Source organism: Psychrobacter sp. Rd 27.2 (assembly GCF_001921755.1).
Taxonomy (GTDB): domain Bacteria; phylum Pseudomonadota; class Gammaproteobacteria; order Pseudomonadales; family Moraxellaceae; genus Psychrobacter; species Psychrobacter celer.
In genome coordinates, this window is sequence record NZ_MRYB01000002.1 from 323,975 (window position 1) to 350,573 (window position 26,599).

Below are 26,599 nucleotides of genomic sequence, written 5' to 3' on the forward strand. Positions count from 1 at the left end.
TCATTCAATAAGCGTTGAGACGGCGGCGTTATTTTTTTATCTCCATTTACTTTATTCCAATTTATTCCAACCATGGCAATTATTATGAATGACGATACCACTTTGAATACGGATACCCACAGTTCAGAAAAAGAGCAGTTTGAACAAGCTGCCTTGCACTATCATGAGTTTCCGCGCCCAGGTAAAATCTCAGTCACCCCTATCAAACAGCTAGCAAACCAGCGTGACTTGGCCTTGGCTTATTCGCCAGGGGTAGCAGTACCTTGTCTTGAAATCGAAAAAGATCCAAAGCTTGCTGCCAAATATACAGCTCGCAACAACTTGGTCGGCGTCATCACCAACGGTACTGCCGTCCTAGGTCTGGGTAACATTGGGCCTTTGGCATCTAAGCCTGTGATGGAAGGTAAAGGGGTACTATTCAAAAAATTTGCTGGCATTGATGTTTTTGATATCGAGATTGCCCAAAACGATCCAGACAAGTTTATCGAAGCGGTTGCCTCTCTTGAGCCAACCTTTGGTGGTATCAACCTAGAAGACATCAAAGCCCCAGAATGCTTCAAAATCGAGCGCGAATTGCGCGAGCGTATGAACATTCCGGTGTTCCATGACGATCAGCACGGCACGTCTATCATCGTCGCGGCCGCCATGCTCAATGCCTTATTAATCACTGGCAAAAAAATCGAAGAAATCAAAGTGGTGTGCTCAGGCGCAGGTGCCGCTGCCATCTCTTGTCTAGATATCATCTGCGCGCTTGGCGTCGATAAAAACAACATCATCGTATCAGACTCTCGCGGTATCATCAGTACCAGCCGTGAAAATCTAGACGAAACCAAACAGCGCTATGCTCGTGACATCACCGCGACGTCTATCGAAGAAGTCATGGACGATGTCGATATGTTCTTGGGCTTATCAATGCCCGGCACCTTGACCGAAGATATGGTTCGCCGTATGGCAAAAGACCCAATCGTCTTTGCTCTTGCCAACCCAACCCCTGAAATCATGCCTGAGCTGGCGCATGCTGTCCGTCCTGACGTCATCATGGCGACTGGTCGCTCAGACTATCCAAACCAAGTAAACAACGCCCTTTGCTTCCCATACATCTTCCGCGGCGCTCTAGATGTAGGCGCAACCGCAGTCAACGAAGAGATGAAAATCGCTTGTGTAAAAGCAATCGCTGCTATGGCACATGTCGAAGCCACCCCAACCAGCAACGTCAAAAACATCGAGCAGATGAAGAGCTTTGGCCGTGATTACTTAATTCCAGGCCCACTAGAGCCAAACCTCATCATCGAGATTGCCTCTGCCGTTGCCAAAGCCGCCATGGACTCAGGCGTTGCCACCTTGCCTATCGCTGACATGAACGCCTATCGTCAGAGCCTATCTGAGTTTGTCTATAACTCAGCGTTTGTGATGAAGCCTGTCTTTGCGCGTGCCAAAGCGGCACCAAAGCGTATCGTCTACTGTGAAGGTGAAGACAACAACGTCCTACTGGCAGTGCAAGTTGTGGTCGATGAAGCGCTTGCCCACCCTATCTTGGTCGGTCGCCCAGCTGTCATCGAAGATCATATCAAAAGACTCGGTCTGCGCCTAAAAGATGGTGAAAACATCACTATCGTCAACCAAGACGACGATCCACGCTACAAAGACTACTGGCAGGGATACTACGAGAAAAACAAACGCCGCGGCGTCAGTATCGAGCTTGCCCGCCGTGATGTACGTCGCAAGACCACGCTAATTGGCTCGCTACTGGTAGACAATGGCGATGCGGATGGCATGATTTGTGGTACGTTTAGTCATTATCAATTGCACTTAGACTATGTCCAAAGTGTCATTGATAAAAAAGAAGGCGTTAGCGACTTTTATGCGATGAATGCGGTACTGATGCAAGATCGCAACATCTTTGTCGCGGACACTTATATCCACGAAGACCCAACAGCAGAGCAATTGGCTGAGATGACCATCTTGGCCGTTGAGCAGCTACGTCGTTTTGGTATTACGCCTCGTGTCGCTCTCGTATCACACTCAAACTTCGGTACCTCAAACCGTGACAGCGCGGTGAAGATGCGCAAAGTCTATCAAATCTTGACCGATATGAACGTCGATTTTGAATTTGAAGGTGAGATGCAAGGTGATGCGGCGTTGAACGAAAACATTCGCCTAGAAGACATGCCATCAAGCCCACTAAAAGGCTCGGCGAACCTGCTGATCTTGCCAACGCTAGATGCAGCAAACATCGCCTTTAACTTACTAAAAACCGCGACAAATAGCGCTTCTATCGGCCCTATCTTGTTGGGTACCAGTAAGCCTATCCATATCCTAACACCATCAGCAACCGCGCGCCGTGTGGTCAACATGACAGCACTTGCCGTGACGGAAGCTCAGGATTTGGAAAACGAAAACCAATAATGGCATGATGATGTTTGTCGCATCGACATCCCTTCGCTCGTTACTTCAAATTTCAAATATTGTACCAACGTAAAGGACGCTAACCTCTATGGATAGCGCTCCTCTGTTATACTAAAACCAGCCATCGCTATTTCAGTGCGATGGCTGGTTTTTTATTGTCATTGACTGATGGCACATATCAGTCCTAACTTGCGCGATAATACGAGGCTATCATGCAGATTTATCTTGTTGGCGGGGCAGTCCGCGACCAGCTACTAGGACGACCTATCAAGGACAAAGACTACGTCGTCGTGGGCGCGACAGTGGCACAGATGCTCAGTGCTGGGTTTGTACAAGTAGGCGCAGACTTTCCGGTGTTTTTGCATCCAAAAACGCATGAAGAGTATGCGCTAGCGCGTACTGAGCGCAAACAAGGCGTCGGCTATCAAGGCTTTAGCATCCATGCCAGCATCGATGTTACTTTGCAAGAAGACTTGCAGCGCCGTGATCTCACCATCAATGCAATGGCGATAGAAGTCACTAGCCTAACCGATGACACGCCGCTGACAGGCGAGGTGCTCGACTACTACGGCGGATTGGATGATCTTGCGAATAAGACCTTGCGTCATGTCTCACCTGCGTTTAGTGAAGACCCTTTACGGGTACTGCGCACCGCACGATTTTATGGGCGCTATTATGATTTGGGCTTTACCATCGCTGAGGAGACACTGGCATTGATGCGCCAACTGGTCCACTCAGGAGAGCTTGCTCATCTCAGTAGTGAGCGTATTTGGCAAGAATCGAGCCGCGCGATGATGCAGCTCTCCCCGCATGTGTACTGGCAGCAGTTGTTTGATATCGGTGCACTTACCGAGTATTTTGCGCCATTACATGGGGCTTGGAATAATACGCATATAAGAGAGACGGTGCAGACGGCACTATATTTTGCCGGTCAAATGCAGCTGAATTTATCACAGCGCTGGGCGCTACTGATGACAAGCCTGAGCGCTGATGTGTTTACAAACGCTCACACAGACTCTAACGTTGAGACAGTCTCTACGACAAAAAACATCAACCAAATTGGCAACATGGTCAAGGTGCCCAAAGTACATACTCAGTTTGCTACTTTGTTTGTCCAGCAGCTCCCTACCCTAGCCGCTGTCAATGAGCTGGATGCCGCTGAAAGAATTGACCTCATACAAGCCTGCGGCGCTCATAAAGCACCTGAGAAGCTCTCACAGCTGTTGGTATGTAGTCATACTTTTCAGTTGGCAAAGCAGCATCGGCAAATGATGCTGGCTCTCAATAGTTTTCACGCGATTGGTATGGACGATATCGCGTCCGGGCTTCTAGGGCCAGAAATTGGTGCAGCATTACGGCAAGCGCGCATAGATCATCTGGACACTCAGCACCTCTCTTAGATGAGGATAACCGTCAAAGTGCGTCCTGATATAACTCTTAAGATATAGTGCTGATACGACTTTACTCCTTTATACCAAAAATACAGATAGACTATGAATCACGCCGTTATCCCTACTCAGTCGGCAACTGCCAACGCAGGCGCGCCTGTCATGCTCGTTACTGGCAGCGCCAAACGTATCGGAGCTGCTATTATCAAAGCGGCGCATACTCAAGGCTACCGAGTCATTATCCACTGTCGTCACAGTGAGCAGCAAGCAAAGGCGCTCACTGCCGATCTCAATCGCCGCCGTCCTGATAGCGCGGCGATGATCGTCGCTGACTTAAAGCTGGTCAATGAGCCTAAGCGTCTAAACGACTTTGTAGCGAACATCATATCCTGTTTTGGTCAGTTGGATGTATTGGTGCATAACGCCTCGCGTTTTTATCCTAGCCCCCTTGGTAGCATTAATACTCAGCAGTGGGACGAGCTGTTTTTGACCAATGCCAAAGCGCCGTTATTACTCAGTCAAGCATTCTTGCCTCATCTACAAACGCAGCACGGCTGCATCATTAGTTTGCTAGATATCCATGCTCATGATAAGCCATTTAAAGGCTATAGCGCTTATAATATGGCGAAGGCAGCGCATCGTATGATGGTGCAGTCCTTGGCGCTTGAGATGGCACCTAGTGTACGAGTCAATGGCGTCGCGCCAGGCGTCAATATATTGCCCGACGCTGATAGTGATCAGGCCCTCAATGATGATGAACAAAAAAACATCCTCAGCTCTATACCGATGCAGCGTATTGGTCGCCCTGATGAGATTGCCCATAGCGTGCTGTATCTAGCACAGGCCAGCTATGTCACAGGCGAGATTATCGCCATCGATGGTGGACGCCATTTGACTTTGGCAGGTGGTAGTGTTTGATCAAAAAAACAGCTGATTTTGAATAATATCTGTCTGACAGGCTATCTTTTACTTGAAAATTAAAAAAAATCAGGTATCATTATGCGTCTAACGTTAGGGCCCATAGCTCAGTTGGTTAGAGCAGAGGACTCATAATCCTTTGGTCGTAGGTTCAAGTCCTACTGGGCCCACCATATATTGAATCAGGCTTGTTCGCAGCGATGCGGCAAGCCTTTTTTTATGGGGTTTTGCGAGATTTACGAATATCTTGGTATGTGGCGAACCATATAGAATATTGGTATATTTGTTGGTATAGATTATACCAACGCGGAGATATACCAACATGCCATTAACTCATACTATCATTAATAAGTTAGCCCCAAGCGAAAAATGTACCCCTAGCCGCCCTGACAAGCATAGTGATGGTGACGGTCTACAGCTATGGGTAAGACATACTGGGAACAAAGTCTGGGTCAGCGCTTATCGCTGGCAGGGTAAACAGCAATCGCTCACTTTGGGCAAATATCCAGTTATTACATTACAGCAGGCACGCCAGCGTAATCTAGAAATAAAGCAGCTGATCAATGAAGGTATTAACCCAAAAGATAAGAAAAAAGAACAGCGCGCTGAGCAGGATGGTTCGAAGCTTTTTGATACTATTGCTCAGGCTTGGTATGCAGACCGCAGAACCTTTTTAGCAGCCAGTACATTTAGCCGAAATTATTCAGCCTATACTCGTGATGTAAAACCAATTATTGGTCATAAACTGATTGATGATATTACCCCACCCGACATTTTGACAATCGGTAAGAATGTTGAAGCACGTGGCGCTAATGAGATGGCACGACGAATTATGGCAGAGGTTGGACAGATATTTAAACATGCTATTCGCATAGGTATAGCAACGTCAAATCCTGCGGCAGATTTATCAGCGGCAATCAAACCGCATAAGACTAAAAATCACAGCCGTATTACGTCAAAAGAGTTACCAAAACTTTTACAGGATATCAATGACTACACTGGCCATATCCCAGTCAAACTAGGTCTATGGTTCTTATGCTATACCTTTGTACGAACTAATGAGATCAGATTTATGGAATGGTCAGAAATCGACTGGAAGGATAAAATTTGGCGTATACCTGCAGACAAAATGAAGATGGATAGACCTCACATTGTGCCTCTTGCACCACAGGTCATAGATATATTACAACAAATTAAAGAGCTGAATTTTTCAGAGCAGTATGTATTCTATAACCCATCCACTCGCAAACCTTATAGTCAAAATGCTTTTATTAACGCGCTTTATCAGATGGGTTATAAATACAAAATGACGGGGCATGGTTTCCGAGGGCTGGCAAGCACCACCCTTCATGAACAGGGCTATATGCATGAGGCTATAGAGCTACAACTCGCCCATGAGCAAGAGAACAAAATTAGTAAAGCATATAACGGTGCCCAACATTTAGATTATCGTCGAGATATGATGAATAAGTGGGCGGACTACTTAAGTAACTTTCAAGAAAAGGATAACAAATATGTCTGATCATTTAAAAAAATTTTATACTCTCGATGAAGTTAAAAACAAATTAGCTGAATCATCTGACCCTAAACTTAATAATGATCAGAAAATAAAAAGCTTTATCGATGCTCAAATACTGACACCTTATGTTCATTACAAAGGTTTAATTAATAGTGTTACATCAGTCTACGCAGAGAGTCGTGAAGATACTATAAAAAAGTTGTCCGCTACTATTAACGAAGACATCCTTAATTTAGAGTTAAAAGAACTTTTAAATCCACAAAGATATGATAGTTCGTTAAACATAGATGCATTAATATATCAGACCAAAAAGCTACTTACTACTTTTGTAGATAAGTATGATATGAGTAAAAACAATATTGCCTACTATAGTGAAGGTATATTTCGTATCTCTCCTAATAATGTAATACTTAATAATTTAGGTTTAAAAGTTAGTATTAATGATCTTAATCCGATATCTTATCATGTGAAGTTTATATCTAATAATCCTTTTGATTATAATAAAGATGATCATACAGGTATATTATTAGACCATAAAAATAAATTACGTGATAAGGATAATCTACCCCCTACATTGAAAGAGGATGAGGTTTTAGGCTGGGTATTACATATGCCTGATAGTGACTATCAGGAAATGATAAAACTTGAAAAAATTTGCGAATTGAAATTTTCAAGCCAAGATTTAAATCATCTTCTTCATAGAATTGAAAGTATTAATTTAACTCCTAAATTGACTAATGATATAAAGGAAGCTAATAGACTTATAAGTCAACAAAATACTCAAATAGAGGATTTAAAAAATAAGCTAAATTCCAAGAAATCTACTGACGAATTACATCCAAGAACGGCTAATAATGCTGCAAAAATAATATCCGCTTTAGCTAGCGAGCTCTTAAAGTTAGATCTTACTCTCCCTTCCTCCAAAGAAAGCAATGGAGTCATTAAGGCAGCTATTGAGCGTCAAGGTAACTCTTTAAGTGTCGATGCAATAGCAAACTGGTTAAAACTTGCTCATGAACAGAGTAAGTGATATCAATCGAATCCTAACTAGGACCTATAAAACCCTAATTAGGGCAAATCTTTAATAATATCTTCTATCATGCCGTTCATACCGTGACATGGCGTTACGGGTTGAACGGAGATGAATAATGAATAATGCACCCTTCCCTGCTCACTCAAGGACTTCTAGTAAAGAGAATACTTTATACCTCCCACCACAGGGCTTAAGTAGGGCTAAAGATATCCTGCCATTTTTACCATTCGGGCGTACTACTTTACATGAATGGAGTCGTGATGGTAGATTTCCTGCTAGTGTGAGATTATCACCAACTATGGTGGCATGGAAAAACTCTGAAGTTTTAGAATGGCTAGAAAGTCATGGTAATCCTGTTCATAACGTACAGGAGAGTGGCTATGAATAAAACAAAAAATAGAAACGCTCATGTTGGTAGCATGAGCGTTGCCGACCACAATAAATTCACATGCGACTGTCAATCTAGTGATCATGTTAATAATAGCATAAAAAATGAGCAATGGTCTGACCCTGAGCCATTGAGCAGCGATCTAAGCACGCCCACACCTTATCCGATCAATGCATTTACGGGCCTTCTAAGGGCGGTGATTGAGGCCGTGGCCTATTATGCACAGGTACCACTTGCGATGGCGGGGCAATGTGTTTTAGGGGCACTCGCACATATAGGTCAACGTTTTGTAAACAGTCCACTAGGCCATAATATGCCTACAAGCCTAATTCTGATTACTGAGGGCGAAAGTGGGTCAGGAAAAACACAGACAATGGGTCTTACTCATTTTAAAATCAAAGAGCATGAGAGCCAGCAATATGAGAAATACTTAAAAGATCTTGCTACGTGGGAGGCGGACAAGGCAGGCTTAAAAGGCGCTGATTTAAAAAAGTACCTAAACGACATGCCAATGCCCGCCAACCCAAAAGCCTTGTTCAATGAGGCCACAATAGAACCAATCCTTGATATGTTTATCAGTGGACAGATCACCAATGCGTCATGGACGACAGACGAGGCAGGGCAATTTTTTAATGGTCACACCATGACAGGGGACACAGCAGGCAGCGCGCTATCATCATTGACCACGCTATATAGTAATGGTGAAGTATCCCGAGTGCGCTCGCAAAGGTCCGCCCACGCCACACCGCGCACCGATGCTTATGACGTTCGCATGACACTATTACTTCAAGGCCAGCGTATTATTTTAGAACCCGCCCTTACTGATCCCATGATGAATGGGCAAGGGTTTTTAGCACGGGCACTTATTGCTTGCCCTGAGGACTTACGCGGTAAGCGTGATTGGGTGAGTAAGCAGCGCCGCCGTGATGACCCAAACAACAACCCCCATTTGATAGAGTATTGGACGCGCTGCCAAAGCCTACTTGATCCCGCGCCATATAATACTACTACAAGCGCGCAAGGCCAGCCACAGCGTATAACTATGCAGTGGGCAGACGATCGAGCCGAACAAACCTTTTATGAACATACACAGGTGATTGAAAACAGACAGGCATGCGGCGGTGACTTACAGTACCTTAAAGCCTATGCGTCACGCATGGCAGAAAATGCCAGCCGTATAGCGTCACTGATGGTATTCTTTGAGGGGCGTAAAGTGATAACCACTCATGATATAAAACGCGCCTTTATGTTGGTTGAGTATTCCACCAGTGAGCGCTTGCGCTACCTCGATGCCACGCCTACAGGTGAGCTGAACGACAGCGAAAAGTTAAGTAACTGGCTGGTGGATAAAGCGCGTAATAAAAATCCGCATAAGCTGAATAGAACGTATATCGCTAACAATGCGCCCAACCCCATGCGTAAGAACACTAAGTTATTACAGATTGAGTTAGACAAACTAGAGTCTGCTAACCATATTAGGCAAGATATGGAGGGACGAAGTAAAGTGATATTCATTAATCCAAAGTTATACGATTAATATTAATGCTTAAGAAATCTTACTCAAACTGCTTAAATCGCCCTTAGCCCATACAGTTAGGGGCTTTGTGTTAGGACTGCCAAATCTTAAGCTTGCTTAAATTGGTTAAACTCAGCCTAAAACAAGCCAATTTAAGACAAGATTAAGCAGTTTAAGCAACCTTACGCAAACGCCTAACTTAAGCTAATCCCTTGCATATCATACGTTATAGCCAATTTAAGCAGTTTAAGCAGCTTTTCTTAGGTATAAAGCTAAATGGGCAGGCATGACAGTCTGTTTTTTTGTGCCTGATGCTTATATAGACCCATAAAAAGCGCAGCCAGTACAATCATAACTTGTTATCTATTATCCGAAAGTTTACAACTAATTATTAGCTTTCTAACAATCTAACTTTATGATTGATATTAACCAAACCGAAGCGTTTAGGCGCGGGCTGCATAAGCTTAAAGACCCATTAGGCAAAGTTGGCATCTTAGCACGTATTAAACGAGCGCAAGGCGGCAATTTTGTTGACCACAAGCCCCTAGCCAATACAGGCGGTATCTATGAGATGCGAATATTCAAGGGCAATGGTTATCGCGTCTATTATGCCCAAGAGGGCGATACGGTTTACTTGTTACTGTTAGGAGGCAGCAAAGACAGCCAGCAAAGTGATATTGCTAAGGCTTGCACCCTATGGCAACAAGTACAGAATGAAACAAAGGATTACCCTCATGACCGATAGTAAAATCAGCCGCTTTGATGTGGCGGAGTACCTAACCGATGAAATGCTTATCAATGCTTACTTGAATGAAGCCCTGAGCGATGGTGCGCCTAGTGACTTTATTGAAGCGCTCAACGATGTGGCACGCGCAAAGGGTATGAATGAGCTGGCACAAAAGACAGGCATAAGACGCGAGAGTCTTTACAAGACCTTGCAGTCCGAAAAGCCACGCTTTGACACCATGCTAAAAATTATTGATGGTATGGGGCTACAAGTGACCTTGACTCCGAAAAGCCCAGCCTAATTCATAAATTATTTACCAGCTCATATACATAAGAGAATGCCTATATTGCCACTGTCCCAAGTAGCCAGTGGTTTATTATTCTCAACACTAAGTGCTCAAATACTCCAATATTACCTGAGATGAAACAGGTCTATTATTGATAATCGTTAACTTTAACTAATATATACAATAAGCAGCCCAAATACTTCAAAACCCCTGACGAGCTATAATATTCATTCGTCATTGCTAGATTCTTATCTGAGCGCTTACGCTTTTTCTGCACCACTCGTACTTCATAGCCATGAAAGTTTTTGCGTGCACCCACACGTATTGTTTTATCAAGTCCTAGCTCTTTTTTTACACCGCGTACTTCTTGCTCGCTATGCGCCCTAATCTGCCAATGACTGGCATCGATCAGCTGACAACCTACTGTGACGAACTGCTGTAGCATCTCAAGCCGGGTCTCTTTAATCCCAAAATGAATCGATGAGGTATTTAGGTTGTGTTTATCTTTAAATATTTCCACAAACGACTTCAGTCTAGCAGGCTCATTAATTGACATTTGATACGCACGATCAAGCGCAGTCACTAAAACTTCTTGGTTCTTATGTCCGGTAGGCGCACCTAAAATTAGTCTATCATCGGTAAACAGCTGGCAAGCATTATTGTAAATTTTTCTAGCATCACTGATAGCGATACCATGCCGAAGTGCGACCTCTGCCAACTGCCCTGCTCGTTTATCAACATTTACTGTCTGTAGTTCCTCTAATAGCGCAATCACATCGTACATTTTTGGATGAATAAATATAGATAACTGAGTATCTACCGCATCATTTTTTATGTTTTGCGGGTAAGTTACATTAACTGATGTACTGTTATCGACAAACAAAGACTCTTTGCTCACAACTTTGTTAATTAAGTAGCCACGCATCTTATCAAGATTAACCTGTTTAGTACTGCCATCATATGCTCTACCTTCTTGCCTATTCACTGTCTGATAACTAATACCTGTTATCATCTCAAATACAGTCACAGGCATAACAAGCTTAGCTTGACTCATTTGCCAGCCAGCCAGCAAATGAGCGGTATGAATATAGTACTCAAATGTAGTGTCTGGCGTTAAATGCCCGGCAAGACTAGCTAGCCCAAACCACATCCCCTTTTCTTTGTTATTAGCAAGCACAGCGCTAACGATAGCATCGCTATGGGCTTTATCATAGTCTGTCATCACCTGAGCCAGTGGTGATCCGCTTAACACCAATGCCAGCTGACTAAGTGCCGTATGCCGAAAGCTATGAAAAGTAAAGCTATGATTGCTTAATAAGTGATCCCAAATTATCTTCATCATATTACTAAAAAACACAGGCGGCAGTGGTTGATCACCTGAACCTTGCGAAAATAAATACTTTCTTTTTAGTCTACGCTGCTGATGATAATACGAAATAACTTGCTTTAGCTCATCTGCTTTCAGCAAGCTATCTATCGGTATCACTCGTTTAGCGCTGCTGCTTTTAAGTCTGCGATAACGGTTAGGTCTAAGGATAATTTTAGGGTTCTCAATGACATAGCCATTGATACTGCTTATATCTGCAATATCGCTGACCTTAATACCAATGATCTCGTTAATACGCATACCAGTCCGATAAGCAAGTGCCAAAACAATTAGGCATAGCTGCTGTTGCTCAACCTCTAACTCTGATGTTTTAATATAATTTTGCATTGCTTGGTATACACGCGGTGACACCATTTCGGCTTTAACCACTTGCCGGTTATTGCCCCATGGAAAATACACATAAGGTGCATCGAAACGCGCCCGCTGATAATCATGAAATGCTCGCAGACGACCATAAGTGAATTTTTGGTTATCCTTTAAATGATCTAGCGTAGAAGTATTTCGCTCTGCTTTCTGTTCAACAGAATCGACTAGTGTGTTGGCTTCATCTTCTGTATCATCAGCACTCCGGTTAAATTCAGATGATTTATTTAAGATTGAATTTTTCCGACCATCTTTAACCTTACTTTGAATAATTTGCTCATAGATTTCCTCAAAATCATCACCCTCCCATTGATTAATGTCCTCATTCATTGTTAGCATTAGCCAGTCGCGACCAATGCAGCCGATGTATTTACTGATGGTATTAAGCCGAATGCTATGATCATCAAGCAGCGATAACGCCCAGCCGAGCAAACGCTTCGCATTAGGCTGGCTAGCATCTGCCTTTAATTTTGTGAGAGTAGAAGTAGCAGTACTTCTAGTGAGCTTGAGCGTATCTTGCACTTCTCTAATTAGATTTTTGCTAAAGCTAGGGTAGTTTGTGGTGTTTTTCTTATCCTGTGATTTGTCTACCACCTGATAACTGGCATCAAACAACTCAGACCACGTAAGCGGCTCAGGGTTTTGATTGATGGGCTCTCGGTTATAATGAATGAGATTATCAGTCGGCAGTCCTGTGGTTTTAATATCACCTTGCTTCACCACGGCAAGCGCGCCATCTATCTGACTACCTTCCATCTGCCGCCAGTGATAGTTGGCATGCTTAATAAGCATGGAGTGCTGCGGACGCTCAATATCTTTATTGGTGAGTTTAAGTCTTTTTGAGATATCATTAATTATGGTATTAAATGGCTCTATTTTTGCCTTACTCAAGTCTTTGTCTTTTATGGCGTATAAAAAGCACAGGGTCATATCATCAGGTACGTAGTCGATAAAGCGCTGTAAGTCGTCACTACCATCCAATGCGCAGCCATAGTTATCATCAGGCACGCTAAGTGGTATTACAGCTACCTGTTCTGCGCAGTTCTCATCAGTCGCTGGCAGACTAATCTGATAAATAAGCCGCCCACCAAACAACCAGTCGTAAAGCGCTCTTAACTCCTCAATGTCATTGATACCACCATACATGATGCTGCAATAAAGCAGTCCTTCAACCAAATTGTTGATTGAGAATCGCCGTTTACGTTGCCAGATATCTATCATAGTTGTACTGCTGTCTGCTACAGCACGGCCATGCACAAACCAGTCATAGTTAGTAGTCAGGCGCTCACGAGTTGCCAGTATTGGCACCACGGGCTCATTGAGGTATATCTGGTGCGCTTTATTATAATCACGAACAAATTCTAAAAATCCGCGCCGCGCTAGTTGAAAGTTTTGCGCAGTATCAAACTTCTTTTCTAATAGCTCATTGATCGCTTCATAATGATGCTGTAGCTCACAAGGTGTCTGCATAAGGTTTTGATTAACGTAGTCTGCAACCAGTGCTTTAGCTGCACGTTTGACACTTTTTTTAGCATCATCTCTATTTAACTGCCGCAGTTTGTGAGCACTAAGGTTATCCATATAGTCGCACCTCAATTTGTTTTAAGTGAAGATCGTTGGCGATTGCATCTAGATGAGGACTGAGCTGGTGCAATTGATTGATAGAGCCTGATGACATCGGATGCATGAATTCTTGATCAGGATGCTCATGACCATAAAGCGCACGAATTAGATGGTCGGGCACGCGCCCTATCAGCATGGATCGAAGTTGATGGCGCAGCCAATTATCCTGATGACTAAAAAAGTCTTGCAGCTGGTAGCGGACACGGCTTGGTGTGATACCGATAAAACGTTTTGGATTTTTTTGGTAAATTTGAATGAGCGGTTGCTCTGATTGCAGAATAGCATCAATGGGATAAAGCGTTTCGGGGCAAATTGGATTATAGATAGCGGCAAATTGCTTAATATAATCAATGTAGTTTTGTATAGTAGTGATTAAAAACTGACTTAACGGAATAAGTCTGCCATCAGACTGAGCATTGCGCTCTTCTTTATCAGACACCCACAATATGCGTCGTTTAAAATCAAACTGGTTAAGCAGCCCTGGTGCGTGTTTAACCGGACGGATACCGGTTTGAATCAAAATAATGTGCCACAGCCAAACGCTATAGCTATTAAATTGTGCTATATAGCGCTCAATACTATGATTGAGCCGCCCATTATAGCTCTCAGTGCTCATAGCCAGTTGGTTAAAAAATTGCTCACACGTGGACGTTTGAAGCGCCATATCACTACCAATATAGCGTTTTTGACCATTCATTGGCACACTACACTCATCTATCAATAACGCTTTTTGCTTGTCATCACAGTATTTCGTTAGCAGCGCTACTGCATTTTTATAAGTATGCTCTAATTCTGATGTTTTAATACTGGTGTAATACAGCGGTGAGCTGTGCCTTACATCAACGCCTGTGAGGATGTCAGCATGAAGCGGCTCACTAAGGCCATTTTTAATCACTACAAACAATCCAGAATCGATATGTTGAGCACTCAAAGCTGGCAGGTTGAGCTGATTCTTAACTTCATTAATGGCTAGTTTAATATCATCAAGTGAAACAGTAACCTTATCCTCTAACATGATCTGCAGCGCTTCAGGTAGTGCTCGCTTGAATACGCTACCATAGCTTTGCCTGTGAGCAAGCAGATGACTTCGGGTATTGGTGGTCACATCAATCGTGATAGCAATACTACTGATTTTACGGGTACGGTCATAAACAAAATACTGACGCTGACTACGGTTACATTGCCAATCAGTAATCACGCTATCGATACTAATACCGCTTAATAGTGATAATAGCAGTACGGCATAGCCCGTCCTATTTTCTATGTGTTCGCTCATAAAACGTTGCCATAGCATCGCAAATAGCATCTGATAACCAGTGATACTCAGCTGGCGATGATTGGTTGGGAAGTGAAACTGATTGCGGCTTGCATGCTGATGGCTGCTTTTGAGCTTCCATTGCTGTAGCTCAGAGGATTTAGCGATTTGTTTGATGGGTTTGAAATTATTATCTAGCAGTGGCGGCGCGTTATCATCGGCAATATTTTCAGCAGTTGCCACATTACTGTGCTTTTTTGATTGTTTCGTACTAAACAATTTTTTCTGTAATGGTTCACCATCAATAATCACTGTCGTGTTAATGACTTTTTGGGACTGTCTTAATTTTCTGCTACTCTTATCATAGGTTTTACCGATAAAAGCCTTATTATTGATGACTACTTCATAAGCCAACCTGATTTGACCGATTTTACTACCAAGATATTGGTCCGCTGTTTCACCTGTTGCCTCTTCCTGTTTAACGCTTACCTCATACTTTCTGATAGAAGATAAGCATGAGGATAGGCCATCATATTTTGCATGAATACGAATTAGCTGGTTAAGGATATCGCGCTGTGGATCGGCAGGTCTTAATGCCATGCGAATACGTACACCAAGCTTATCTATTTTGGCAAAATGCTTATCTCGCCTAGCTGCAATCATAAACATGATCTTGAGATAGTGACTCATAAGCCGCCACGCATCACTACCACTATCAACCGCACCATACGCTTGATAAAATGCGATCAGCATGTATGTAACCGCCCACTCTCCAGTCTTACCCTGCCCTACAGTCTGCTGGATCACTTCAGTACAATCGATGCCTCTAAAACTAGCATTAGCACATGATGTCGAACACAGTAGATCAAGCTCAGCGTCTGGCACCAAACTGACAATATCAATAACCAATGCTTGCATTTGTACATAATGCGGCGAACCTACAGGAATAAGCTTATTCAATACCCGTCTGTCAGTCACGTCATCAAATAGTTTAGTATGAGCCATAATCAGCATCCATCCAGCTCATATTTGTAGGCAAACCAAGCATAGCTTCATCACAAGCCACTTTGCACTGTTGATACTCATAGCTGCTTTGACTGATACCTGCAAACTGACAGTAATTGCTAACAGTTAATCGATGCACGCCCATCAGCTCACACACAAGCTGCTTTGGCGCACTTTGATATATGGCTTGAAATAAGGCTGGATGGTTCACGCCAGCAAATCTAGATAGATTGAGAACCTCGCACCACGCCAGCCGCTTAATATCATGACGACTTTCAAGCGCAATCAGACAAGGCTGACGCCAGCTATTTTCAAACCTCATTACCTCATCGATTCGTGCAAAGTTATTGAAGAACTGATAATTGTCTTTATCAAGCACACATAACCGTAATACTGGTCGATAATAGTCATCTAAGCCTGCCAGCTGTGGTCGACTCAGAGGCAGTCTATGCTGTTGCCAAACCATAAAAGCAGTGTTTGCATCAGGGTGAATGGTGAGATTTTCTGAGCTCAAAATTAACAGCTTTTGAGTTGAGCGAAGGGTCTTATTTTTCACTATTTACTGCTCTAAGAATCATTATTTCATTAATAGTACGTTATAACATAACATTATACAAGTGGATGATTTAATTATATTTATTAAAAAATATATTGGCTGTAAATGAGTGCAAAGTCATTAAAAAAGCTCTCACAAATAATAGCTAAACCATTATCTATGAGAGCTATGAATACTTCTGATCGGATAGTAATATCGTTATTTTTTAGAGTTTAAAGTGAACGTACGCGTTCAGCTACATTATTTAGAAAACCTAATTTTTACTGTCTTCATCAGGTACGTATTTTAATATCTCACATGGTGTCACCTCTAGTACTTCACACAATTTGCTTAGCGTATCGAACTCTATACGAGTCGTCTCATCGTTATAAATCCTATGAAGTGTCGATTTACTAATATCCGTCATCCTTACTAAATCGGCAACTCGAAGTCGTCTTTCTGCTAAAAGCACAGGGAGATTACAAGAAATCACAATAAAATCCTTATTGGTAAGTAAAAAATACTTGCCAGTGACTACTTTTCTGCTAGAATAATACTCGTTGGCAATAACTAAGTTTCCGTCAAAAACTATTTTATGCTGACTAACGCTTTATTATGTCATATACCTATCTTGCTGCTCAATAGCTGGCTAATGATGGTAGGTGCGACTGGTTCAATAGATATCATTACTATAAAAAGGTAATGCTAGCCGTAGGTATCAGATCATTAAAAAGGAGTACGTTATGGGCATCAGCATTAAATGGAGCATGACACAAAACGCTTGGGACAAACGGGTCTGTGAGGATTATTGGGCCTATAATCATAAAATCAGCTATGTGGATTATGTTAGTTTACTTTGTCAAAAATATAGCATTAGTACCCATACGTTATTTGACACCATAAGCCAATGCTACGCATGCTTAGATGATGTGTGCTGCGAATATTGCGGAAACGCCTGTCCTATTGAAGTACCTGCCGATATTGCTTATATGCGGGCAAAAGAGAGTTGGTTTTGCGCAGTATGTGAGCATGCTATGTGGCGCTGAGACTCTATTAGCAAATATAACTAGCTTCAATTGATAGTAGCAGCCAAAGCCATATGTTTATTACATGTGGCTTTACTTTTCTTCAGCATAAACCGCCTTTAAACGAAAACAATTAGGCTCATCAGTCATACTTGAGCTGAGATAAGTAAATGCATTATCATTAGACAACAACCCCTCAATAGCATCTGATATATAAGCAAAGGCTTCCAGTGGCAGACTTTGCACGCTCTGCGTCCCAATAAGTACCCCTTTAGTATTACGAGCGTTAGTAAGTAGACCAATCATCTTATATGTAGCTGTTTTTATCATATCGAATTCATGTTCGCCTGTAGAGCTCGCTTGAACAAACTGGAATGAACTGCCAACCTCAAACAAGTTTATAACATCTATCACATCTATACCGATGATAGTACTTGCAGAATTCACATTAAGCAGTGCAATGACATCATTTATTTCACCAGGCTGACATCTAACAACCCCCTCTATAATATCTAAGCGTTCATACTTATGCTCATCTGTCTGTAAGCCTACTAAAATATCAGCCTCTGCTTTTTCTTTTAGCGCTAGTAGTGCCTGCTCATTCCAACCGTCATTGATCATAAAACAGGCGATAATAGATGGCGAATAATGGTCTTTATCTGGTCGGTATAAGGCGACACACGGAACACTATCTATTTTTGAGTTGTCGAGCTGATATTTCATGATTAGACCTTTTGTTACTCTAAATGTTACGACACTAAAAGTATCACTCGTTTTTATTTTTATACTGACTTACCGTATGATTAACGAATTTTTGTACTTCATCCATCAGCCTATTAACCTGCTGTATATCTATTAATTTTTCACCATCAAAGATATCTGTGTCTAGTACAGCAAAGGTCATATCCTTGCCTGAACCAAAGCGCTTCGGCTTAATCACTTTTAAATCGAACTTAGACGCTTCTGTCTTAAATAATTTATAAAGCTCATTTCTAATCTTGCTATATTCCTTACTACTAGGAACGGAGACTTTAAAACAAACCTTATCTTGTTCTAGTAGTAAATAGACAGCGATGTCACCTACCACTTGCTTGAATGCCCAAAAACCCATGAACCCTCCTGACTTATTGGCGACATACTTCCAATGGCCTTCTCCTAGATAAGACTGTAAATGTTGAAAAAAGCCAATCCAAGCCCGTTTTTTCCACTTGTTAACAGGTTTTGATTTAAAGCTTTGCACTGCTTCTTCAATAGACTGCAGATAGTTATAATAATCGCTATATATATCACTCTCTTGTAGTGTCGCATTTTGTTCACTATTAAAGAGGTCTAATAAATCTCGTCTAGTTACTGGATAAAAGCCGTCCTTTAACACAGCCTTATAGTTGCTTTGATCATGCGTTTGTAAATAAATTGGGATTATCTTATCTTCTGTAAAGGTTTGAGCGTGTCCATTAAGCATAAACTGCTTGTATCGAACCAACTGATTAGAATGCTGAATACTACCTACTTTATCTTCAATTAATACGCAGTAAGTGTCGTTAATAATACAAAGGACATCAATGTTATTCACTTGACGCTTCACTACTATTTCATCAATATGGCTCGGTAGTGATTTGTTCGCTTTATCGAAGAATAACGCCAATATACTGGTTGCTACCTTATTGAGCGCTTTATGTTTATCGCTTCCTGTCTGATAGTCTTGATCTGCCCATGACAGAAGCCAGCAGATAAAAGCGTCTTGTGATAACTCAGAAGTGGCAAATTTAAATAAGTTAGGTGTGGTCACTCTAGCTCCTTGATTACATTAAAAAATGTATTTGTGTTTTAGTACTTTAGCAAAATTCTTGATAAACTATTTTGTATATAATTTCATCCCACTTTCTAGGCGCTCAAGAATAACTGCCTTTAACTCGTTAGGCTCAATCACCACTGCCAACTGCGACATACTGACTAGCCAGTCTTGCAAGCGCTGCGTATTGGCAACTGTTGCACGCACTTCGTTCCAAGTGTCATCGACAACCGTAATCGTTTGAGTAGATGATAACGGCCGCTCATATAAATGCTGGCAGGCATATTTTTGCACCTTTAGAACCAGTCCGATTTTTAAACCATTATTCAATTCAAGCTTTCCTAGCTTACGTAGATTCTCAAGAGTAAAAGCATTGCGCTCTACCCAGTCCGGTACCAACTGCTCTGTTACTTCAGCTGCTTCAATACGATTAACTGCAAAATTACGATGTGCCTTCAACAGGACATTATCATCAATATGATCACTCGTTGGATTGAAGCCAGTAAGATAGATCATATTGTCGATAAAAATAAGTCCTTTAGGATAGATTACCCTGATTGTAGGACTGTTACGCCATTTGTTTTGATAGCTGATTTGAAGCTGCTTGTTGTGTAATAGCGCCTGATGGATGCTAGCGAGCACGTCACTATCAAGCTTTGGTGCTTGTACGATACTGGGCAGGGTAATGAGATGATTTTGCCACTGCCCTAGTCTGCTTTGATTGAAGCTGGTCTTATCTTGACGATCTAACTGGGTCAACTTATCGCTAATACTTTGCTTGAAAGACGTTGGTAAATAATTTGCGGTATATTTATCAAGCATTTGCCAAAAGAACACCGTTTGCTCATTAATGACATCAATACTAAAGCTTGGCTCAATATAAAACCTTGCCGTCTGTCCGCTGATATTCCGTCCCCAAGCTGGCAGACGCATTAAAGCGTCGCTGTAAAAGACGTCATTGAATATTTGGTTGAGACTCGCTAGGTCGTTCTCTAAATTTTTACGCTCGTTTGCGTAATGGTTAGGATTATTGCCATAAACATTCATTAGCTCTGTGAGTGATATTGCCTTGTCTTTACTACGTGGCAAGCGCTGATAGAGCGCAAACAAACGGGCTGATTTTTTGTAGGTTGCGATTGGGTGTGTAGACATATGAGCTACTCTATAGGTTATCGAATCTATCAAACTGTCATCTTAAAAGTGAACTATCATAAATTGCTTTGACAACTGCCTTTGAGCAGTGCTGTGACTTGTTAGAGCTAGCAACGCCACCCGATACGGCAAGACAAAATGGCGCTTGTACTGATGTCACTGCCATCACCCTTAAATCCTCTTGATACCAATGATCTAGAAAGAAAAATAGTCTTACTGCAGTCCGTTGCTGGCATTACCTTGAAAAGCAATGGCGCACGCGTGGGCTATTGTTTCAATAAGAGGTTCATCCTCATTACTTAAAACCGCTGTCATATCCATTCGCTCATCAGTGATTATCATTAAGATAAGTATATTAAACTGCCTACCAATTAGTTTTCTAGGTTATATACTATTCTAAATTCTATCGTTTGCTTCAATAATCATGATCAATTGTTAGGAGGGTTACCCGAGGACTATGGATGTGTAGTATATAGAATGAAGTATATATCGACTTTTATCAGTATATAAAATTGGGCAAGCTCTACTGCTTAGGTGTTAATATCGTCATTTTTTAGGGTTTGTTATTATTAGATTTAGTGGAAAAAATAACGACGTGCTTAGCATAACCTAGTACAAAAAAACGCCGCTAAGTCAAATCAGAAATTACTTAGAGGCGCTTTTAAGATTTTACGAAATACTCAGGTGGTTTGAGTAATGTTAGGGTTTACTCTACTATAGCTTTCAACAGTGCATCACGCGCATCTTGATAAAACTGTATATCGATTTTGGTAGCCATATCATCTGACAAGTCATACAGCTGACGCCTAGCTGTAACAGGCATAAGTAGCACACTAGCACCCTTTTCTACTGCTAGTTCGGCAATATTGACCGCATTGGTGACAGGTTCAATAGAGCCACCCAGATTTATCTCTCCTATCAATATAAGACCGCCTTTTACTGACTTTTTCAGTATACTACTACACATAGCAACTAACGCTGCCACACCAATCCTAGAGCCTTTTTTAGCTGCATCGAAAGCCCTCAGTTGTACTGTGAACTCATGAGCTCTAGGATCACGATCCCCTATCAGCTGCATGGAGCGCGCATAGAGGTTCTGTTCAGCGTAACGTAAAGACTCCTTGAACGCAGCTGGTGCTGGATTATTAAGAATCTTCACTCCAGAGCCAGGCCCTTCGTTTACTTCTATACGATACAGACCAGCGTTATCGTCAATCTCAGACCCACCTTCACTAATAGTCCAAATCTGTCCTGGTTCTAATGGGTCATCACCTATCTCGTTATTAGCTCTCAGTTCTGCTGTAGCAACAAACTTTTCAATTCCATCATCACCGATAGTGTAACTGAAATGGGTATTACGAAACTCAGCAGCACCAACGCGCTTCTGTTGCTCCTTCACCCGGCGGCGTACTTCAAGCCCCAAACGAATTGCCCATTCCAAGTCTTCATCAGATACGCTAAGCTCAGCATCTGGATACATTAACTTTAGCAGTCCTGATACTGTTTTATTAACTGCATTGCTATCACGGCCACTGAGCGCACCACCTAAATACACGCGGTTCTGCATAGCAGATACACGACTTTGAAAGCGCAGGCGAGTCATGCATTCAGAAAAGAAGTCGCTAACTAAACCAAAATGGTCAGTAGTTAGCTCTTTACTCATTTTTGGGACATCCCAGCCTGGCAGGTAGCAATGAATACGATCCATCCATGCCGTATCATCACGCATCTCAGCAGGTAAAGGACCAAATAAGTGGCCGACACGTTGCTGATGCTCTACATCCACATCGAAGTTACCCACAAACACCAATGATCCATCTGCACGGATGCTTTCTTTACCTCGGCTAAACTCACCCGACTCCATGTAGCCTTTCATGATATTGACACCTTCTTTAGTATCGAAGGATATTCCGCTGACTTCATCAAAACAAACTACATCGTACTGACAGACCAAACCACGCTGCCCACTAGCATTGTTCACAAACATCTTAGCAATTGTTGCTTTACCACCAGAAATTAGATGAGCATAAGGTGATACCTGCTGGAACAAGTGGCTCTTACCTGTACCACGTGGTCCCAACTCGACCATATTGTAGTTACGCTCAACGAATGGCACCATACGCAGTAGGATGGCATCTTTAGTCCGTTGTGATAACGTGTTTGGTTCCAAGCCGATGGAACGAATTAAGAAATCACGCCATTCATCACTCGTGTAATTTGTGCGAGCTTCAGTCATCACATCTAGTACGTTACGTTTGGACATTTGAATGGGTCGCAATTCAGCTATACCAAAAGCATTACCTTTTTCTTCTGCAATAATACTGTCGTATTCAAGCGTTACTTCAGCGTAAAACCCACCTGTCAGAAGACGCTCATTGTCATCAACAATCTTGTCCGGTATACGTACTTTATTAAGATTTAAACTGGGTAAGCTGGCAAGATAACCATTCTCTTTTTCAATAAACTTGACACTCACAATATCAATAAGCTTAGCTGATCCATCCTTATAGGCACGTGCTTTGAATAGCTCCTCCTCTCCTGCACGTACTGTTCTTGAAGACAGCTGACGCTGGACAATCTCAAGACCTTCCTCTATTTCATCTGGGTCTGTTGATGCGCAATAACGACCAAGCATAAACTCAACCACATAAGTTGGTACTGGGAACTGGCGAGCAAATGTACGGACAAGATCCTTACGGACGATGTATCCATCAAAGAAATCCGCAGCCTTTTGATCCAGTGCATCTAATTCCACTTATACATCTCCTACTAATGTTGGTTTTTTTGCTAGCACATTGCCATGCTCGTCTAGTAGCACAAGAACGGCTGACGTATCTTCATACTCGTCATCTACCATGAGCGTGCATTTACCCTCTTTAAGTGGTTTACGCTTACTAATCTCAGAGTCTGAGTCAGCCGCATGTATGCGTAGTACTGCGACAACTCCATCAGAGTCGCTATCAGCTTGCACTCTGCACTGTAATCCAAGCCAGCGCAAATCTGATAAGGTCGCTGTAATCGATGATTTAGCAGCTGAGGCTGAGCTTTGTTTATTAAGAATCTCAATCACCGGTGTCAGGCACTCCTGTAAACTCAAGCCACCATGATCATAATGCAAGCCAGCCTTGAAGCAAGAAACTCCTGGTGCCATAGCAATACTGACTTGGCTATTCCAGTGCCATCCTACTTGCAGATAGCCACTGGCAACTGAATCTTTAATTACTGCACATCGTCCCCAACGAGTTTCTGTTAAGTGTTTAGGTAGGTCTACCTTTGGCATAGTTTCAGGAGTCAACATCCACCCATGATCAGTTACGATTCTGATTTTCCGCCATCCTGCCGCCAGCAACTCTTCAATGCGCTCAATTATTTCACATAATAAACTATCAACCCTGCCTGCAAGTTTAAGACCTCGTACATGGCCTTCCTTATCTATGTCACCACTTTGTACCCAGGCATTACAAGCTGGATCTCCTGAATCACCCTCTTCAAGATAAAGCCAACCTTTCTCTTTTAAAAACTTTCTTAAGTAATAAGCAGAGAAGCTTTTATTATCATTCAGCAAGCTTGGCACAAAATCACGGTCGGTTTCTCTACCGGTTAGACGATCATGTACTGGCGTAACAGCAGCTTTAGCTGTTGCAGTAACTGAAGGCAATGCCGCCCAATTAGTGGTAAATCCAACCTCTCCCAATGGCTCTAACTGTTCAATAAGACGCTGTGCTAAGTCATAACGTAGGCCATCAACGAAAAATACCACCTCTCCCGCATCAGCATAATCAGCTGTCGCCTTGTTGAGTTGAGCCGTACCGGGATAGCCTTTCTCCTTTACTAAACTTTGGAAGTTATGCGTAACTTCATCTAGCCAAGGCATATAGATAAGCGCAAGCAATTTTTGTACTAAAGCTTGCTGACTGAGCACCAAAGGATAAGCCAATGCTTTAAGTGTTAGGTCATCAACCTGCCAATACTTATCACGGTATAACGTAGCCATCTCTTCAGGGTCAGTGCCAGAAAAACCCTGCTGAGTTATGCTTGCAACACCACTCAAATACTTCAGCACCCCAGCCAGCGGAGCCATATTTAACTTAAACCAAATCCATTCTCGTCGTTCAGCATGATACTGTTCTAGTGCAGCTAACTCTTGACGTATCTCGACTGAGTTAAGTGTTTGTAGCTGAGATAATGATTCTTCTAAAGCAGATTCTTCAGTTTGGTTTATAACTGGGTAACTTGCACCATCAGCAACAAGATCACCCTGAACCTTTAGTAATAGCTCGGGCAAAGAAGGGTAATGATGACAGGATTCAACATAACGCTGCCACACTCCCTCCCAAACTCCCTGGCGTTGGCACAACAGTTCAGCGGCTGTCAGCTCACCATCTTGCTCGGGATTTAAATGATATTCAGTTTCACAAATACCGACTAATGCTTGCCAGCGCGCCTCATCCCAGCGCTCACGGCAAGCTTTTTCATCGTTCATCCAACTGAGTAAATCACGAACTGGATCGCTAGACACCAGCTTGTTAAAGTCTGAAGCCTCAAGACGGCGGTTCGCCAAATCCTCACGCTTGCTTTCAAGAATTTCATTTAATACACGTAACATTGCCTGCTGGCTTTTGTCATCCCTAGCAACATCAAGACCAACACCACCGTTATCTGAAGTCAAAAAAGCATTTACGGTCCAATCACGTCCAGAATTATTATATATCCACCAGCTACCACGGTATTGCAGTTCAGCTAAAGGCATCAGCGCTTCAGGACAAGTAGCAATGGCTCGTAAGTCTCGGCGCTCAATGCCTGGCAAGTAAACAATAGGAGTGCGATCTGTAGGAAGCTCAACCTCCAAAAGAGCGCCATCAACAACACATTTAATCCAGATAGCAGGACCTGTTTTTTTCTCAGGAGCATAGTCTCCTAGAACGATCAGCTCAGGCATAGCGGCTTGCAATAACGGTAGTGCTGACTCCCACTGCCGCTGTTTATCAATCCAAAGAATCACACTAGGAGCTACTTGAACATTTGAGTTATAGTTAGCGCTGGCACGTACTTCTTTGGCTAGTAAATCAATAATTTTCATAATCTTCCCATAAAGAGATAAACAGGCATTGCTATAACACTACTAAATACTGGCAATTGATACTGTTAATAGGTACTTTTCCATTATCTCGGCGACTAGTCTATCAGTACGATCTTCAATCTTTTGAACAGACCAACTGTCTTGTTCAATTAGTGATTCGTTTAAATATAGTCCATTATTATAGCCAACTTTACGCCCTTGCTTATCCACTCGGTTTTTCTTATCTTCAAAACTTTTATTACCTAGCGCGCTGTTATAACCAGAGATGGTTAAATTCCCCAAGCAATGTACATAAGCTTGACGATACTCCTCAGCAAGCTCTGTATCTCCATTAGCAATCATTTCCACCCAGTCAATCGGTATGTTGTCGCCTTGAGGAAAAATATGTTCAATAGTCCAGATATACTTTTTACCTTTAAGCGCCCATAGATCCACTTGAGTCTCACGAGTCATACGACTTTCTTCTAAAGCACATAGAACGAAACGACAAACTGCTTTATTATCCTCGTAAATGGGTCCTTTGAGACTCTTCTTAAACTGCTCATCACTAGCGCTTTCGGCTTTGAGTCTAGTTTGAATATGCTTAACCACTTCATCACCTTGTAATGTCATGATACTCTCAACCACATCCATAAAAATACGAGTGAGATCTCGGGTTGGTGGTAAGTCAGTCGCGTTTCGGCGAACGAAATAGGAGATTAGAAATTCTACTGTTTGTTCTAAGTGAATGTCTTGCAGTTTAAGATCAGCCTTACATTCAAATAGCACCATTAGTAGTAGATATGCTGGTCTACCTTGGATACGATCTAATGATAGTAATAACGAAGATAATTTAGGCTGATTGGGCACAGCGCGATAACTTACAATTTGCGCATAGTATTCAGACATACGAATCATTGTCTGCAGAAAACCTTCAGCATCTTGGGTTATTAGCTTCTCATATATTTTAATCAGATTTGACTTGGTGGCTACCGGTACAGAGACTATCTGCTTTAAACTGGGCTTAAAAGCGTTGTAATATTGGCGGAAAAACCGTTCTTGCACTGCATAGTCGTCACCCAAAGCATCAATCACTTTTTTCCAACGATTATACTGTTTATCGATACTACCTTTATCTTGAGACTCTAGGGCGTGTCCCTAATTCAGTTTGCAATGAATCATAGTACAAGCTAGATACAGCATAGACTTATAATTACGAGCC

Annotated in this window: 20 protein-coding genes and 1 tRNA gene; 11 read left to right on the forward strand and 10 right to left on the reverse strand. The window is 42.3% G+C overall.

Features of this window, described 5'->3' with window-relative positions; all coding sequences use genetic code 11:
- The first annotated feature begins 84 nt into the window (after positions 1–84).
- The 10 genes from BTV99_RS03645 (at position 85) to BTV99_RS03690 (ending at position 10,196) form a co-directional block, all read left to right on the forward strand.
- Entirely contained in the window at positions 85–2,406 is a 2,322-nt protein-coding gene (locus BTV99_RS03645) for an NADP-dependent malic enzyme (RefSeq protein WP_075100997.1), read from the forward strand.
- Between the two features lie 212 nt (positions 2,407–2,618).
- On the forward strand, positions 2,619–3,806 hold the full coding sequence (locus BTV99_RS03650) for a tRNA nucleotidyltransferase (RefSeq protein ID WP_075100998.1): 1,188 nt from the start codon (positions 2,619–2,621) through the stop codon (positions 3,804–3,806).
- Between the two features lie 93 nt (positions 3,807–3,899).
- On the forward strand, positions 3,900–4,712 hold the full coding sequence (locus tag BTV99_RS03655) for a pteridine reductase (RefSeq protein WP_083608505.1): 813 nt from the start codon (positions 3,900–3,902) through the stop codon (positions 4,710–4,712).
- A 96-nt stretch (positions 4,713–4,808) separates the two neighbouring features.
- A tRNA-Ile gene (locus BTV99_RS03660) sits at positions 4,809–4,885 on the forward strand.
- Between the two features lie 149 nt (positions 4,886–5,034).
- Positions 5,035–6,234 carry an integrase arm-type DNA-binding domain-containing protein gene (locus tag BTV99_RS03665; protein ID WP_075100999.1) on the forward strand — a complete coding sequence of 400 codons (1,200 nt, stop codon included), beginning with the start codon at positions 5,035–5,037 and terminating at the stop codon, positions 6,232–6,234.
- Positions 6,227–7,261, forward strand: coding sequence for a hypothetical protein (locus BTV99_RS03670; RefSeq protein WP_075101000.1), 1,035 nt, complete (start codon positions 6,227–6,229; stop codon positions 7,259–7,261). Before BTV99_RS03665 ends, BTV99_RS03670 begins: the two co-directional genes overlap by 8 nt.
- Positions 7,262–7,379: 118 nt before the next feature.
- Positions 7,380–7,652, forward strand: coding sequence for an AlpA family transcriptional regulator (locus BTV99_RS03675; RefSeq protein ID WP_075101001.1), 273 nt, complete (start codon positions 7,380–7,382; stop codon positions 7,650–7,652).
- Positions 7,645–9,189: a DUF3987 domain-containing protein gene (locus BTV99_RS03680; RefSeq protein WP_075101002.1), complete on the forward strand. Its 1,545-nt coding sequence runs from the start codon at positions 7,645–7,647 to the stop codon at positions 9,187–9,189. The genes BTV99_RS03675 and BTV99_RS03680 overlap by 8 nt, the downstream gene beginning before the upstream one ends.
- A 394-nt stretch (positions 9,190–9,583) precedes the next feature.
- Positions 9,584–9,913: a type II toxin-antitoxin system RelE/ParE family toxin gene (locus BTV99_RS03685; RefSeq protein WP_075101003.1), complete on the forward strand. Its 330-nt coding sequence runs from the start codon at positions 9,584–9,586 to the stop codon at positions 9,911–9,913.
- Positions 9,903–10,196 carry an addiction module antidote protein gene (locus BTV99_RS03690; protein ID WP_178377926.1) on the forward strand — a complete coding sequence of 98 codons (294 nt, stop codon included), beginning with the start codon at positions 9,903–9,905 and terminating at the stop codon, positions 10,194–10,196. Before BTV99_RS03685 ends, BTV99_RS03690 begins: the two co-directional genes overlap by 11 nt.
- 133 nt (positions 10,197–10,329) lie before the next feature.
- Here BTV99_RS03690 and BTV99_RS03695 read toward each other — a convergent pair whose 3' ends face one another.
- From BTV99_RS03695 to BTV99_RS03710, 4 genes are all read right to left on the reverse strand, one after another.
- Positions 10,330–13,512: a site-specific integrase gene (locus BTV99_RS03695; RefSeq protein WP_075101005.1), complete on the reverse strand. Its 3,183-nt coding sequence runs from the start codon at positions 13,510–13,512 to the stop codon at positions 10,330–10,332.
- Positions 13,505–15,814 carry a hypothetical protein gene (locus BTV99_RS03700; protein ID WP_143507042.1) on the reverse strand — a complete coding sequence of 770 codons (2,310 nt, stop codon included), beginning with the start codon at positions 15,812–15,814 and terminating at the stop codon, positions 13,505–13,507. The genes BTV99_RS03695 and BTV99_RS03700 overlap by 8 nt, the downstream gene beginning before the upstream one ends.
- Positions 15,801–16,328 carry a hypothetical protein gene (locus BTV99_RS03705; protein WP_143507044.1) on the reverse strand — a complete coding sequence of 176 codons (528 nt, stop codon included), beginning with the start codon at positions 16,326–16,328 and terminating at the stop codon, positions 15,801–15,803. The genes BTV99_RS03700 and BTV99_RS03705 overlap by 14 nt, the downstream gene beginning before the upstream one ends.
- A 295-nt stretch (positions 16,329–16,623) precedes the next feature.
- Positions 16,624–16,842 carry a helix-turn-helix transcriptional regulator gene (locus BTV99_RS03710; RefSeq protein WP_075101008.1) on the reverse strand — a complete coding sequence of 73 codons (219 nt, stop codon included), beginning with the start codon at positions 16,840–16,842 and terminating at the stop codon, positions 16,624–16,626.
- A gap of 250 nt (positions 16,843–17,092) precedes the next feature.
- On the opposite strand from BTV99_RS03710, the gene BTV99_RS03715 reads away from it, so the two are divergent.
- Complete coding sequence (locus BTV99_RS03715) at positions 17,093–17,395, forward strand: hypothetical protein (protein WP_075101009.1); 303 nt, start codon at positions 17,093–17,095, stop codon at positions 17,393–17,395.
- 72 nt (positions 17,396–17,467) lie between these two features.
- On the opposite strand, the gene BTV99_RS03720 is transcribed toward BTV99_RS03715, so the two are convergent.
- The 6 genes from BTV99_RS03720 to BTV99_RS03745 form a co-directional block, all read right to left on the reverse strand.
- Positions 17,468–18,097 carry a hypothetical protein gene (locus tag BTV99_RS03720; RefSeq protein WP_075101010.1) on the reverse strand — a complete coding sequence of 210 codons (630 nt, stop codon included), beginning with the start codon at positions 18,095–18,097 and terminating at the stop codon, positions 17,468–17,470.
- 43 nt (positions 18,098–18,140) lie between these two features.
- A complete protein-coding gene (locus BTV99_RS03725) occupies positions 18,141–19,163 on the reverse strand; it encodes a PD-(D/E)XK nuclease family protein (RefSeq protein WP_075101011.1) in 1,023 nt (340 codons plus the stop codon).
- Positions 19,164–19,229: 66 nt separating this feature from the next.
- Positions 19,230–20,318, reverse strand: coding sequence for a YafY family protein (locus tag BTV99_RS03730; protein WP_075101012.1), 1,089 nt, complete (start codon positions 20,316–20,318; stop codon positions 19,230–19,232).
- Positions 20,319–21,024: 706 nt separating this feature from the next.
- On the reverse strand, positions 21,025–23,073 hold the full coding sequence (brxL, locus tag BTV99_RS03735) for a protease Lon-related BREX system protein BrxL (RefSeq protein ID WP_075101013.1): 2,049 nt from the start codon (positions 23,071–23,073) through the stop codon (positions 21,025–21,027).
- Positions 23,074–25,398 (reverse strand): BREX-1 system phosphatase PglZ type B, encoded by a 2,325-nt coding sequence (pglZ, locus tag BTV99_RS03740; RefSeq protein ID WP_075101014.1) that lies wholly within the window; start codon positions 25,396–25,398, stop codon positions 23,074–23,076. It abuts the gene before it with no gap.
- Positions 25,399–25,440: 42 nt separating this feature from the next.
- Complete coding sequence (locus BTV99_RS03745) at positions 25,441–26,472, reverse strand: HNH endonuclease family protein (RefSeq protein WP_075101015.1); 1,032 nt, start codon at positions 26,470–26,472, stop codon at positions 25,441–25,443.
- Positions 26,473–26,599: the final 127 nt, after the last annotated feature.

Excerpts from the sequence above, each read along its gene's own strand:
- BTV99_RS03645 (WP_075100997.1), top strand. The coding sequence starts at position 85 with ATGAATGACGATACCACTTTGAATACGGATACCCACAGTTCAGAAAAA.
- BTV99_RS03650 (WP_075100998.1), top strand. The coding sequence starts at position 2,619 with ATGCAGATTTATCTTGTTGGCGGGGCAGTCCGCGACCAGCTACTAGGA.
- BTV99_RS03655 (WP_083608505.1), top strand. The coding sequence starts at position 3,900 with ATGAATCACGCCGTTATCCCTACTCAGTCGGCAACTGCCAACGCAGGC.
- BTV99_RS03665 (WP_075100999.1), top strand. The coding sequence starts at position 5,035 with ATGCCATTAACTCATACTATCATTAATAAGTTAGCCCCAAGCGAAAAA.
- BTV99_RS03670 (WP_075101000.1), top strand. The coding sequence starts at position 6,227 with ATGTCTGATCATTTAAAAAAATTTTATACTCTCGATGAAGTTAAAAAC.
- BTV99_RS03675 (WP_075101001.1), top strand. The coding sequence starts at position 7,380 with ATGAATAATGCACCCTTCCCTGCTCACTCAAGGACTTCTAGTAAAGAG.
- BTV99_RS03680 (WP_075101002.1), top strand. The coding sequence starts at position 7,645 with ATGAATAAAACAAAAAATAGAAACGCTCATGTTGGTAGCATGAGCGTT.
- BTV99_RS03685 (WP_075101003.1), top strand. The coding sequence starts at position 9,584 with ATGATTGATATTAACCAAACCGAAGCGTTTAGGCGCGGGCTGCATAAG.
- BTV99_RS03690 (WP_178377926.1), top strand. The coding sequence starts at position 9,903 with ATGACCGATAGTAAAATCAGCCGCTTTGATGTGGCGGAGTACCTAACC.
- BTV99_RS03695 (WP_075101005.1), bottom strand. The coding sequence starts at position 13,512 with ATGGATAACCTTAGTGCTCACAAACTGCGGCAGTTAAATAGAGATGAT.
- BTV99_RS03700 (WP_143507042.1), bottom strand. The coding sequence starts at position 15,814 with ATGGCTCATACTAAACTATTTGATGACGTGACTGACAGACGGGTATTG.
- BTV99_RS03715 (WP_075101009.1), top strand. The coding sequence starts at position 17,093 with ATGGGCATCAGCATTAAATGGAGCATGACACAAAACGCTTGGGACAAA.
- BTV99_RS03720 (WP_075101010.1), bottom strand. The coding sequence starts at position 18,097 with ATGAAATATCAGCTCGACAACTCAAAAATAGATAGTGTTCCGTGTGTC.
- BTV99_RS03730 (WP_075101012.1), bottom strand. The coding sequence starts at position 20,318 with ATGTCTACACACCCAATCGCAACCTACAAAAAATCAGCCCGTTTGTTT.
- pglZ (WP_075101014.1), bottom strand. The coding sequence starts at position 25,398 with ATGAAAATTATTGATTTACTAGCCAAAGAAGTACGTGCCAGCGCTAAC.